Annotated in this window: 8 protein-coding genes, 1 pseudogene and 1 riboswitch; of the genes and pseudogenes, 4 read left to right on the plus strand and 5 right to left on the minus strand. The window is 69.0% G+C overall.

The features are described from left to right. Nucleotides 1-201: 201 nt before the first annotated feature. Nucleotides 202-426: pseudogene (locus tag GVY39_RS02680) on the plus strand (GtrA family protein); the annotation flags it as partial. Between the two features lie 34 nt (nt 427-460). Here the strand turns inward: GVY39_RS02680 and coaD are convergent. The 3 genes from coaD to GVY39_RS02695 are packed head-to-tail and all read right to left on the minus strand — an operon-like array spanning nt 461 to nt 4,963. Continuing rightward, nucleotides 461-946: a pantetheine-phosphate adenylyltransferase gene (coaD, locus tag GVY39_RS02685; RefSeq protein ID WP_159919988.1), complete on the minus strand. Its 486-nt coding sequence runs from the start codon at nt 944-946 to the stop codon at nt 461-463. Between the two features lie 52 nt (nt 947-998). Continuing rightward, a complete protein-coding gene (rsmD, locus tag GVY39_RS02690) occupies nt 999-1,562 on the minus strand; it encodes a 16S rRNA (guanine(966)-N(2))-methyltransferase RsmD (RefSeq protein WP_159919990.1) in 564 nt (187 codons plus the stop codon). Then, on the minus strand, nt 1,559-4,963 hold the full coding sequence (locus GVY39_RS02695; protein WP_159919992.1) for a pyruvate carboxylase: 3,405 nt from the start codon (nt 4,961-4,963) through the stop codon (nt 1,559-1,561). Before GVY39_RS02695 ends, rsmD begins: the two co-directional genes overlap by 4 nt. A gap of 380 nt (nt 4,964-5,343) precedes the next feature. Then, nucleotides 5,344-5,532, plus strand: a riboswitch (cobalamin riboswitch). Nucleotides 5,533-5,696: 164 nt separating this feature from the next. Between GVY39_RS02695 and metE the strand changes: the two genes are divergently transcribed. Then, complete coding sequence (gene metE, locus GVY39_RS02700; RefSeq protein ID WP_370523775.1) at nt 5,697-7,967, plus strand: 5-methyltetrahydropteroyltriglutamate--homocysteine S-methyltransferase; 2,271 nt, start codon at nt 5,697-5,699, stop codon at nt 7,965-7,967. Between the two features lie 364 nt (nt 7,968-8,331). Here the strand turns inward: metE and GVY39_RS02705 are convergent, their stop codons facing one another. Then, nucleotides 8,332-8,703, minus strand: coding sequence for a limonene-1,2-epoxide hydrolase family protein (locus GVY39_RS02705; protein WP_159919996.1), 372 nt, complete (start codon nt 8,701-8,703; stop codon nt 8,332-8,334). A 367-nt stretch (nt 8,704-9,070) separates the two neighbouring features. Between GVY39_RS02705 and GVY39_RS02710 the strand changes: the two genes are divergently transcribed. Next, a complete protein-coding gene (locus tag GVY39_RS02710) occupies nt 9,071-10,492 on the plus strand; it encodes a short-chain fatty acyl-CoA regulator family protein (protein WP_201295132.1) in 1,422 nt (473 codons plus the stop codon). Here GVY39_RS02710 and sigJ read toward each other — a convergent pair. Further along, on the minus strand, nt 10,471-11,406 hold the full coding sequence (sigJ, locus tag GVY39_RS02715; protein WP_159919998.1) for an RNA polymerase sigma factor SigJ: 936 nt from the start codon (nt 11,404-11,406) through the stop codon (nt 10,471-10,473). The two genes, GVY39_RS02710 and sigJ, sit on opposite strands and share 22 nt — an antisense overlap. A 175-nt stretch (nt 11,407-11,581) precedes the next feature. On the opposite strand from sigJ, the gene GVY39_RS02720 reads away from it, so the two are divergent. Then, on the plus strand, nt 11,582-13,045 hold the full coding sequence (locus GVY39_RS02720; protein ID WP_159920000.1) for an MFS transporter: 1,464 nt from the start codon (nt 11,582-11,584) through the stop codon (nt 13,043-13,045). The last annotated feature ends 19 nt before the right edge of the window (nt 13,046-13,064 follow it).

The raw sequence follows: 13,064 nt of genomic DNA on the forward strand, positions 1-13,064 counted from the left end.
CAGTGTGCCCCTCGTCACGGCTCGTGCCGAGTCACTTTCCGGTGTGTCGTGCCAGTGTCTCGCACGCCACACAAGTCAAGTGGAGACCGCCTCTCCGCTTCGTGTTACATTTTTCTGGAAGGTCGGATCAAGATCTTCAGCACCAACCGCGGCCATGCCCGACCGCGGACGAGGAAGCCGGAGGTGTGGACAACCCGCCGTCGAGTGCTCACCTTCCACGCCGCGGGCCGCGTCGGCTGGTTCACCGCACAGTGGGAAGGCGGCGGACTCGCGCTGGTCGGTCTGGGCATCACCACCGCGGCGCTGGCCTCGCTGGGCGTGTGGGCGCCCGGCCTCGGGGACACCGCCCAGGCCGCCGCCGTCCTGGCGATCACCGCGGCCGTGGGTGGCATGCGCTTCCTCGCCCTGCGCGGCCTGGTGTTCTAGGGTCCGGCGCGGGCTCTCGCCTTAGCGCCGGGTATCAGCTCTTGCGCTCGGCCAGCCGGTCGACCAGGCGCTTGTGCACCGACGGGGGCAGCATGTCGCTGACGTCGCCCCCGTACGCGGCGACCTCCTTGACCAGGGAGCTGGACAGGAAGCTGAAAGACGGATTGGTGGCGATGAAGAAGGTGTCCACGCCGGAGAGCTTCTTGTTCATCTGCGCCATCTGCAGTTCGTAGCCGAAATCGCCCGCGTCGCGCAGGCCCTTCACGATCGCGGTGATGCCCTGCTCCCGCGCGAAGTCGACCGTCAACCCCTGCCATGACTCCACCCGGACGTTGCCGAGGTGCGCGGTCGACTCGCGCAGCATCTCCATGCGCTCCTCGACGGTGAACATGCCCTGCTTCTTCGGGTTGATCATGACGGTGATGACGACCTCGTCGAACTGGGCCGCTGCCCGGGTGAAGACGTCGAGGTGTCCGTAGGTCACGGGGTCGAACGATCCGGGGCACAGTGCTCCTGCCATGAGCCGACGCTAGCAGGGCGAGCCCCGCGCGGCACGCAGGGCCGGACCGCGCCTACCCGTCCGGATCGAACTCCGCGAGATCGATCCGGGTTTCGCCGTACCGGCGCGACTTGGCCGGGAGGAAGCCTGCGGGCCAAGCCGTTTCGGGCGAGCGCGACGAACGCTCCAGCACGACCAACGCCCCCGGACGCAGCCAACGGTGCTCGGTCAGTGCGTGCAGGTCGGCCAGCACGGCAGCGTCGTCCACCGCGTAGGGCGGGTCGGAGAACACGACGTCGAAGCCGCCCGCCCCGCCCAGCCGCAGCACACTGGCCACCGTCGCGACCCGCAGTTCGGCGCCGGGCAGCCCCAGGTCGGCGATGTTGCCGCGCACCACGGCGGCCGCCTTGCGGTCGGACTCGACGAGCAACGCGTGCTCGGCGCCACGCGAGAGCGCCTCCAGCCCGAGCGCGCCGGACCCCGCGTACAGGTCCAGGACGCGCGCGCCCGCGAAGTCCAGCCGGGCGTCCAACGCGCTGAACAGCGCCTCCCGTACTCGGTCGGAGGTCGGTCGGGTGCCGGACGGCGGCACTCGAAGGCGCCGCCCGCCCGCCGTACCCGCGACGATCCGCGTCATCCGGCGGACGACTCCCGTACCGCCAGCTCGATGAGCAGGTCGCCGCCTTCGACCTGTTGCACGGCGCCGATGGCGACCCGGCCGACGGTGCCCGCGCGGGGCGCGGTGATCGCGGCTTCCATCTTCATGGCTTCGATGGTGCCGATGGTGTCGCCCGCGGCGACCGAATCACCTTCGGACACAGCGAGTGTCACGACACCGGCGAACGGCGCGGCGATGTGGCCCGGGTTGGTCTTGTCGGCTTTCTCGGCGGCCGGGATCTCGCTGGCGATGGACCGGTCGCGCACCGAGACCGGACGCAGCTGCCCGTTGAGGATGCACATCACCGTGCGCATGCCGCGCTCGTCGGGTTCGGAGATGGCTTCCAGGCCGATGAGCAGGGTGACGCCCTTCTCCAGTTGCACCCGGTGTTCCTCGCCGCGGCGCAGGCCGTAGAAGAACTGATTGGCCGACAAGCCGGAGGTGTCGCCGTACTTCTCGCGGTGGGCGAGGAATTCGGCGGTGGGGCCGGGGAACAGCAGCCGGTTCAACGTCGCGCGCCGCTCTTCGGAGCTACCGGCCAACCCCTTCTCGTCCGCCGGGGTCAACGGGGTTTCGGGTTTGGCCGCGCCGCGCCCGGCGAGCGCCTTGCTGCGGAACGGCTCGGGCCAGCCACCGGCAGGAGTGCCGAGTTCACCGCGCAGGAACCCGATCACCGAGTCCGGGATGTCGAAGCGGCCGGGGTCGGCGGCGAAGTCCTCGACCGAAACATCGGTGCCGACCAGCGCCAACGCCAGGTCGCCGACGACCTTCGAGGACGGGGTGACCTTCACCAAGCGGCCCAGCAGCCGGTCGGCTGCGGCGTATTTCGCCTCGACCTCCTCGAACCGGTCACCCAAGCCGAGCGCGATGGCCTGCTGACGCAGGTTGGACAACTGCCCGCCGGGGATCTCATGGGTGTAGACCCGGCCGGTAGGCGCGGGCAGCCCGGACTCGAACGGCGCGTACACCTTCCGCAGCGCTTCCCAGTACGGTTCCAGATCGCAGACGTTCTGCAGGTTCAACCCGGTGTCGTACTCGCTGTGCGCTGCCGCGGCGACGATCGCCGACAGCGCGGGCTGGCTGGTGGTGCCCGCCATCGCGGCGCTCGCGCCGTCGACCGCGTCGGCGCCGGCCTGCCAGGCGGCCAGGTAGGTGGCCAGCTGCCCGCCCGGGGTGTCGTGGGTGTGCACGTGCACCGGCAGATCGAAATTGCGGCGCAACGCGGTAACCAGTGTGGTCGCGGCGGGAGCGCGCAACAGTCCGGCCATGTCCTTGATCGCCAGCACGTGCGCGCCCGCGTCGACGATCTGCTCGGCCAGTTTCAGGTAGTAGTCCAGGGTGTAGAGCGATTCGTCCGGATTCGACAGGTCCCCGGTGTAGCTGATCGCCACTTCGGCGACGGCGGTGCCCGTTTCGCGCACCGCGTCGATGGCCGGGCGCATCTGGTCGACGTTGTTGAGGGCGTCGAAGATGCGGAAGATATCGATACCCGTCGCGGTCGCCTCGGACACGAACGCTCGGGTCACCGCCTCCGGGTACGGGGTGTAACCGACGGTGTTACGGCCACGCAGCAGCATCTGCAGGCAGATGTTGGGGATCGCCTCCCGCAACGCCGCCAACCGCTCCCATGGATCCTCGTACAGGAACCGCAACCCCACGTCGTAGGTCGCCCCACCCCAGCACTCCACCGACAACAACTCCGGGGTCAGCCGCGCCACATGCCCCGCCACACCCAGCAGGCCGTTGGTGCGCACGCGAGTGGCCAGCAGCGACTGGTGCGCGTCCCGGAACGTGGTGTCGGTGACGCCGACCGCCTTCTGCTCACGCAAAGCCCGAGCGAAACCCTCCGGTCCCAGCCGCAGCAGCCGCTGCCGGGAGCCGTCCGGCGGCGGTACGCTCAGATCGATCCCGGGCAGCTTTTCGTGCGGATACATCGTGGTCGGCCGCTCACCGTGCGGCTTGTTCACGGTGACATCCGCCAGGTAGTCGAGGATCTTGGTGCCGCGGTCGGCGGACCGGCGCAGCGTCAGCAGCTGCGGGCGCTCGTCGATGAACGAGGTGGTGACCCGGCCCGCCTTGAAGTCGGGATCGTCCAGTACCGCGAGCAGGAAGGGAATGTTGGTCGCCACACCGCGGATGCGGAATTCCGCCAGTGCCCGGCTCGCCCGCGCCACCGCCGCACCGAAGTCGCGGCCACGGCAGGTGAGCTTGACCAGCATGGAGTCGAAGTAGGCTCCGATCTCCGCACCCAGGTTCGCGCCGCCGTCGAGGCGGATACCCGCGCCACCCGGCGTGCGATAGGCGGTGATGCGCCCGGTGTCGGGACGGAAGCCGTTGGCCGGGTCCTCGGTGGTGATCCGGCACTGCAATGCCGCGCCCCGGATCGTCACCGCGTCCTGGCTCAGACCCAATTGCTCGAGCGTCTCCCCCGCGGCGATGCGCAGCTGCGACTGCACCAGGTCCACATCGGTGATCTCCTCGGTGACCGTGTGCTCCACCTGGATTCGCGGGTTCATCTCGATGAAGACGTGGTTGCCGCGCTCGTCCAGCAGGAATTCCACAGTGCCCGCGCACGAGTAACCGATCTGCCGGGCGAAGGCGACCGCGTCGTCGCAGATCCGTTCCCGCAGCGCGGGATCCAGATTCGGGGCAGGCGCGAGCTCGATCACCTTCTGATGCCTGCGCTGCACCGAACAGTCCCGCTCGAACAGGTGCATGACGTTGCCGTGCTGGTCGGCGAGGATCTGCACCTCGATATGGCGTGGGTTCACCACCGCCTGCTCCAGGAATACCGTCGGGTCACCGAACGCCGACTCCGCCTCCCGCGACGCCGCCTCGATCGACTCGCGCAGCTGCTCGGGAGCGGCGACCCGGCGCATGCCGCGCCCGCCGCCGCCCGCGACCGCCTTGACGAAGATCGGATACTCCAGCTCCCGCGACGCGGCCAGCAACTCCTCCACGTCCGACGAGGGCGCGCTCGAGCGCAGCACCGGCAGGCCTGCGGCCTTGGCGGCCTCGATGGCGCGCGCCTTGTTCCCCGCCAGCTCCAGCACCTCGGCCGACGGGCCGATGAAGGTGATGCCCTCGCGGGCGCAGGCCGCCGCCAGGTCCGGGTTCTCCGACAGGAACCCGTAGCCCGGATAGATCGCGTCCGCCCCCGCCGACTTGGCCGCCGCGATGATCGCCTCGATCGACAGGTAAGCCCGCACCGGATGGCCGGGCTCCCCGATCTGGTACGACTCCGCCGCCTTCAACCGGTGGACCGAATTGCGGTCCTCGTGGGGGAACACGGCGACCGTCCCGATGCCGAGTTCGTAAGCCGCGCGGAAGGCTCGAATGGCGATCTCGCCACGGTTGGCAACCAAGACTTTCGAGAACATTGAACTAAGGTACCCGGCTGCGTGAACCGCACCGACACGCAATCCCCCTTCGTAAACCTCTTCACAACGCCGACTAACACCGTTGCGAAGTTGCGTTCATCGCGCCGACACATGGGCGGCGCGCCGGCAACCGGTGTGCTGTCCGAACGCCGACTTCCGGCTCGGGGGGCGGTGGTGAAGGTTCGGGGTCGCAGCGTCCACCTCGTGCCCGAGCCGCTGATGTCCCGGCCATCGGCGCTCTGTCGCGGGCCGGTCGCCCCGCTCGGGCCCGCCGCGTCCTATGCTGAGGGGGCAGCTGGTTCACCGCAGTGCGACGAGATGGAGCCCCGACGTCGCGCGACGGAGTCGAGCCCGCCCGGGCGGCGACGTCACGGCGGGTGAGAGGGAACCCGGTGGGAATCCGGGACTGTCCCGCAGCGGTATGCAGGAACGACCGCCGTCACCAGGCACTGAGTTCAGCGGAGCCGGAAGGCTTCGCGACTCGGGAAGCGACGGCCAGTAGGTCGGCCATCGGGGAGCACCCCGGCGTATGCCGGTTCCCCGGCCGGTGCCCGCGAGTCCGAAGACCTGCCAGCCGTGCCGGGTACGCCGTACCCGGCGGCCACCGCCTCGTGGATTGGGCGTGCGGATCACCAGCTGACGTGTCGGGCTCCTCGCCGGGATATCACCGGCATGTCGCAGGTCTCCGCCTGCCCGTACGGCGATGGCTTCTCGTCCTCGGCAATGGAGAAACATCGTGACTGTTGCACAGCAAAAGCCGTTCACCGCAACGGTTCTCGGGCTACCGCGAGTGGGGCCCCGGCGTGAGCTCAAGCGGGCCACCGAAGCCTATTGGGCAGGTGGGATCGACGCCGGACAGTTGCACGCCGTAGCGCGCGACCTGCGGCAGGCCCAGCTCACCGGATTGCGATCCGCGAGACTGGACTCGATCCCGGTCGGCACGTTTTCCTACTACGACCAGATGCTCGACACCGCCGTCCTGCTCGGCGCGCTGCCCGCACGGGTCGCCGGGATCGCGGACCCGCTGGAACGCTACTTCGCCGCCGCGCGCGGCACCGACACTGTCGAGCCGCTGGAGATGACCAAGTGGTTCGACACCAACTATCACTACTTGGTTCCGGAGATCGGTCCGCAGACCGCGTTCTCGCTGCACCCGGACAAGCTGCTGGCGGAAGTGCGGGAATCGCTCGAGCTCGGCGTGCCCGCGCGGCCGGTGGTGATCGGCCCGATCACCTTCCTGAAGCTGGCCAAAGCGACCGGCGGACCCGCCCTCGCGCGGCTCATCGAGCTGCTGCCGCTGTATCGGGAACTGCTGCGCAGACTGGCCGTCGCCGGTGCTGAGTGGGTGCAGATCGACGAGCCGGTGCTGGTCACCGACCTCACGGCGGAGGAGATCGGCCTGGTGCAGATCACCTACGACGAACTCGCCGATGCCACCGATCGTCCGGCGATCCTGGTGGCGACCTATTTCGGGCAGCCGGATGCCGCGCTCACCGCGCTGGCGGGCACCGGTATAGAAGGAGTAGCCCTCGACTTCACCGCCGGGACCGACGTCTCCGCGGTGGCGTCCGTGCCCGCGCTGGCGGGCAAGCTGGTCGTCGCGGGGGTCGTGGACGGTCGCAACGTGTGGCGCACCGATCTCGACCGCGCCCTGGCCACCCTCGGTACGTTGCTGGGCTCGGCCGCGCACGTAGCGGTCTCGAGCTCGTGTTCGTTGCTGCACGTGCCCTACACCCTGGCGGCGGAGACACGCTTGGACGAGCGGCTACGGTCCTGGCTGGCGTTCGGGGCGGAGAAAGTGACCGAAGTGCGCCTGCTCGCGACGGGACTGAACGAAGGCACGGAGGCGATCGCGGCCGACTTGGCCGCGGCGCGTGCGGCGCTGGCCTCGCGGAGGTCGGATTCACGGCTGCACGATCCGCGGGTGCGCGCCAGGCTGGCCGCGCTCGGGCCGGACGCCACCCGCCGCGCTCCCGCCGAACAACGCCGGGAACTGCAACGGGACCGTTTGCGGCTGCCCGCGCTGCCGACCACGACGATCGGTTCCTACCCGCAGACCTCGGCTATCCGACAGGTACGAGCCGCGCTACGGAAGGGCGAGATCGACCAGGCCGAGTACGCGCGCCGGATGCGCGCCGAGATCGCCGACGTCATCGCGCTACAAGAGGAGCTGGGACTCGACGTGCTGGTGCACGGCGAGCCGGAGCGCAACGACATGGTGCAGTACTTCGCCGAGCAACTCGACGGGTTCGCGGCGACCGAACACGGGTGGGTGCAGTCCTATGGGACGCGCTGCGTGCGGCCGCCGATCCTGTTCGGAGACGTCGCGCGGCGCGAGCCGATGACCGTCGAGTGGATCGGTTACGCGCAGTCGCGCACCGACAAGCCGGTGAAAGGCATGCTGACCGGCCCGGTGACGATTCTGGCGTGGTCGTTCGTACGCGACGACCAGCCGCTCGGCGAGTCCGCCAGGCAGGTCGCGCTGGCGATCCGGGACGAGACCGTGGATCTGGAACAGGCGGGCATCCGGATCATCCAGGTCGACGAACCGGCGCTGCGTGAGCTGCTTCCGCTGCGCGCGGCCGATCAGGCCGCGTACCTGGAGTGGTCGGTGCGGTCGTTCCGGCTGGCGACCTCCGGGGTGTCCGACGCGACGCAGATCCACACCCACCTGTGCTACTCGGAATTCGGCGAGGTGATCGATGCGATCGCCGGGCTGGACGCCGATGTCACATCGATCGAGGCGGCGCGCTCCCACATGGAGGTACTCGACGACCTCAACGCGGCGGGGTTCGACCTCGGCGTAGGCCCCGGCGTGTACGACATCCACTCACCGCGGGTGCCGAGTGTGGACGAGCTCACCACGGCGCTGCGCGCGGCACTGAAGGCGGTTCCTGCCGAACGGCTCTGGGTGAATCCGGACTGCGGGTTGAAGACCAGGGGCCGCGTGGAGGTGGAAGCCGCGCTGCGCAACATGGTCGCCGCGGCGGCGGCCGTGCGGTGACCCTGCCCGCCTGATCGAAGATCGGTGCCCCCTTCCAGGATTCCGGGCGAGGAGCCTGACGAAGGGGGCACCGAACATCGACGGCCTCAGTCGGATTCCGGCTCCGGCCGTGGCGGCTGCCGCCGCCGCGAGGTGTACCGATCACACGGCTCTTCCCGCCGCGTCACCGGTAACTCCCGCGCCCGCGCCCGCATCCCCCGCCGCCACGCCGTATGACACCCCGAACAACGTTCCACCGGCTACCCCTCCTCACATGTCGACCACGACACCGTCTTTCCGGCTTACCTACTTCGACGCGCCCATCCTCCAATCGGTTCCCGCACCCGCGCCGTGTTTCGCCACAGACATCGGTGGCGGCCGAGCCTCACAGTCCGAAGGCCCGATTGATGGCGGCCATGTCGAAATAGTCGCGCCAGGTGGTGATGGCGCCGTCGGCGACTTCGAAGAAACCCATGACCGGGAGCGGGGTCGCGCGTCCGGCCGAGTGCAGGGTGTCGGTGCGCTCGTTCATCACCACGCCCCCTGCCGCGATCTGGTGGTGGATGTCGAAGTCGATGGAGTCGAAGGTGGTCAGGAAGCCCGCGATGAAATCGCGGATGGCGGTGCGGCCGACGATGGGTTCCATCGGGATGTTGTGGTACACGGCGTCCTCGGCGAAGTACGCGCTGATTCGATCCGGATCGGGGTCGGACCAGCTTCGGCACATCGCGCGCACGAGTTCGTCGGGATCGGGCATTCGCTTGACTCGCTTTCCTGCTACCGAAGGGCGGAGTGCCGCCGCCCTCGATTCAACCAAGCAATCGTTCGGTAGGGAAGGGGCGATCGACAGCCGCCCGCGCCTACGGGGACGTGCCCGGCAATAGGCGGTGATCCTGGACGAGAACTGAGGCCCCCCAACAGACGATCCCTTTCGCAGTCCGCGGCGCCCGTTCCAGGCACCGGGTGATCGAGGGTTTCGCGGCGGACGTGCGGAGCGAACGCCCCTCTCTTCGCACGCTACGCAGATCGGACACGATGCTGAACACCTCGAAAAATCGTATATTGGCGGGTAATAGCGCGCGTTCTTGCGATGATTGCGAATAATCGCAGCTACCATCGTGCAGGTGCGCAAGATGTATGCGGGCGCCCGGCTTCGGCGATTGCGTGAAGAGCGGAGAATGACTCAGGCGGCTCTGGCGAAATCGCTGGATCTGTCGCCGAGCTACCTCAACCAGCTCGAGCGCGACCAGCGCCCCCTCACCATTCCCGTACTGCTGAAACTCAATTCCACCTTCGACCTCGACGTCCAGTTCTTCGCCGCCGATTCGGACGCGCGCCTCGTGTCCGACCTGCACGAAGTGCTGGTGGACGCCGCGGGCGGGCACACCGCGCCGCTGACCGAGGTGGAGGAGCTGGCGACCCGGCAGCCGGAGGTCGCCAGGATCGTCGTCGCGATGCATCGCCGACTACGCGCCGCGACCGATCAGCTCGACCTGTTGTCGGCGCGAGTGTCCGCACCCGCGGGCGCGCCCGGGGTGCCCATGCCCTACGAGGACGTGCGCGACTTCTTCTATGACCACCACAACCACATACCGCAGCTCGACATCGCCGCCGAGCAGCTGTTCGAGAACCACGGGCTGACCATCGGCTCGCTCGATCGCCAGCTCGCCCGGATCGCCGAGGAACGCGCCGGAGTCACCGTTCTGGTGCGCGGCGACGGCGCCGACCCGAACGTCCCGAAACGGCACTACGACCCGGCGAGCCGGACGCTCACGCTGGCCCGGCGGTTGCGGCCCGGCCAGCGCGCCTTCCAGATCGCCACCACGCTCGGTTTGCTGCTCTACGGGGCCGAGCTGGATGCCGTACTGGCCGAGACCCCTTCGCTCAGTGGCGAATCCCGCACGCTCGCGCGCATCGGACTCGCCAATTACTTCGCGGGCGCGCTGGTGCTGCCGTACGGGCGATTCCTGCGCTCGGCAGAGGAGCTGCGCTACGACATCGACCTGCTCGGCCTGCGTTTCGAGGTCGGCTTCGAAACCATCTGCCATCGGCTCAGCACCTTGCAGCGGCAGGGGCAGCGCGGGGTCCCGTTCTTCTTCGTCCGCACCGATCGCGCGGGCAACATCTCCAAACGTCAGTCCGCCACCGCGTTCCATTTCTCCCGGGTCGGCGGCAGTTGCCCGCTGTGGGTGGTGCACGAAGCCTTCTCGCATCCCGGCCGCATCCTCACCCAGGTGGCGGAGATGCCGGACGGCCGCCGCTATCTCTGGGTCGCCCGTACCGCGGCGGTCGCGCCGCACGGGTTCGGCGCGGCGGCGAAGAATTTCGCGATCGGACTCGGCTGCGACATCGAATACGCCGACCGCCTGGTGTATTCGGCCGGGTTGCCACTGGACGACCCGGCCGCCGCGGTCCCGATCGGCGCGGGCTGCAAGGTGTGCGAGCGTCCCGCGTGCCCGCAGCGCGCCTTCCCGCACATCGGCAGCCCGTTGGCAGTAGCCGAGCACACCAGCACCGACCTGCCCTATCCACGGCTCGGGCGCTGACCGGTACCGATCCTGGTGAGCTTGTCCGGGTTGGTCACGGCGTAGATCGCCCCGATCCGCTCGGTGGGCACGTCGATGTCGAGCACGACCACCGCGAACGGCGCGCCCGCGGAGAAGATCAGCACGGCCGCGTCGCCGTTGACGAAGCGGTATGCGACACCGAGATCGGGCACGTGACGGCGCACGGCCGGGCTGACGATCAGGCGAGCGACCTTGTCCCTGCCGTAGATCGGCCGCAGCGCGGCCTGCTGCTTTCCGCCGCCGTCGGACCAGAACGCTACGTCCGGCGCGAGCAGTTCCAGCAGTCCGGCAAGATCACCGTCGAGCTGTGCGGCGAGGAGCTTCTCGGTCACCCGCCGCTGCGTGTGCGGATCGGCCCGCCACCGTGGCCGCCGAGCGTGCACATGCTCCCTTGCGCGATGCGCGAGCTGGCGAATCGAGGCGGGCGCGCGGCCGAGGATCTCGGCGATGTCGGCGTGCGGATAGCCGAACACCTCGTGCAGCACGAACACCGCGCGCTCCAGCGGGGTCAGCGTCTCCAGCACGACGAGCACGGCCATGGACACCGACTCGGCGCGCAGCGCGCCCTGCGCCGCGTCTTCGACGAGATGTCCGCTCGCCCCGTCGGTGACCAGCGGTTCGGGCAGCCACGGGCCGACGTAGGTCTCCCTCCGCCGATTGATCGCCGCCCGCCGGGCCAGCGCGTGGTTGACCGCGACGCGCACCAGATACGCCCGGGAATGCCGGATTTCGGCACCGCCGTCGCGTAGGCGCGCGGCCCAGGACAGCCAGGTCTCCTGCAACACGTCCTCGGTGTCGGCGACACTGCCGAGCATGGAGTAGACCATCGAGAAGAGCAACTCCCTGTGGTCGGCGAACACACGTGTGGCGGCTTCGTCCGCGGTCTCGGTCATCGGTCTCCTCCGGTCTCACGGATAGGAGCGCGGCAGCGCCGCGTTCTGTGACGTGCGTGCCCGAATTGTGATCTGCCTCTCGCCTGCGCGTCGCCGTGTCACATCCACCGGATGCCGTCGCTCTCGGTTCGCAACGGAGGACAAGGTTCGTCCGTCTCGAGAGAGGAAAATAGGAGTGCGCGCACCCACCGAAACACCGTCGTCCTTGGCGACCCGCCGCGGCAAACTCTTGCTGGCACTGCTGTGCACGGTGGCCTTCCTGGATTTCGTGGACGGTTCCATCGTCAACGTCGCGCTGCCGACCATTCAGCGCGAACTCGGCATGTCGGTGCCCACGCTGCAGTGGCTCACCAGCGGATACCTGCTCACCTACGGCGGATTGCTGCTGCTCGGCGGCAGGCTGGCCGATCTGCTCGGACGCCGCCGCGTCCTGATCGCGGGCACCGTGATCATCGGTCTGTCCTCCGCGCTCGGCGGACTGGCCGACAGTAGCGGCCCGCTGATCGGGGCTCGATTCGCCCAGGGGATCGGCGCCGCGCTGATGCTGCCTGCCGCACTGTCGATTCTCACCACCAGTTTCCGGGAGGGCTCCGATCGCCACACCGCCGTCGGAGTCTGGGGCGGCGCGGCCGGACTGGCGTCGGCGGCCGGCGTGTTCCTCGGCGGGGTGATCACCGAAGGGCCGGGCTGGCGTTGGGTCTTCTACGTGAACACGCCGGTCTGCCTACTGGTTCTGGTGACCATCCCCCTGCTGATCCCGGACGATCAGCGCAACGACATCCGGCGCGGGTTCGACGTGCTGGGGACGGTCCTGGCGACCGCAGGCCTGATGACGCTCGTGTTCGGACTGGTGAAGGCGCCCGAATACGGGTGGGGCGACGCGCGCACGATCGGTGTGCTGGGTATCGCGGCAGCGCTGCTCGTCGCGTTCGTCGCCAACGAGCGCGCCGCGGCGGACCCGCTGGTCCCGCTGTCGATCTTCGGTGTGCGTGGATTGGCCGCGGCCAATCTGACGCATCTGGTGATCGCCGCGGGCATGCTGTCGATGTTCTTCTTCGTCACGTTGTACATGCAGACGGTGCTCGGCTACGGGGAATTCCAGGCAGGGGTCGCGTATCTTCCGGTGAGTTGCACGATCGGCATCGCCGCAGGGCTGGCGACGAAATACTTCGCCAAGACCGGAACCCGGATCTTCACGGTGCTCGGGTCACTGCTGTGCGGGCTGGGGGTGCTGCTTCTGTCGCGCATGTCCGTCGACGGCTCCTACCTCACCGATCTGCTGCCGGGCATGCTGGTGCTGTCGGTGGGGGCGGGCGCGGTCTTCGTCGCGAACACCACGGCGGCGAACGCGGGCGTGCCACCCGAGCAGGCCGGTCTGGCCGCCGCCCTGCTCAACACCGGGCAGCAAGTGGGCGGGGCGCTGGGTCTCGCGGTGCTCACCGCCATCGCGACTTCGCACACCGACACGCGACTCGCGGCCGGTCACGCGCCGATCGAGGCCCTGAACGCCGGCTTCGGCCGGGCGCTGTTCGTCGGCGGCGTCATCGCGGTGGCCGCCGCGATCGTGGGGCTGCGGACCGTCAACGCGCGCGGGGACGCCGAACCCACTACGTCCGCCGCGGAAACCGCCGCGGTCTGATGAGGAAGCCGGGAGCCGA

The organism is Nocardia sp. CY15 (assembly GCF_009829295.1).
Classification (GTDB): Bacteria; Actinomycetota; Actinomycetes; order Mycobacteriales; family Mycobacteriaceae; genus Nocardia; species Nocardia sputi.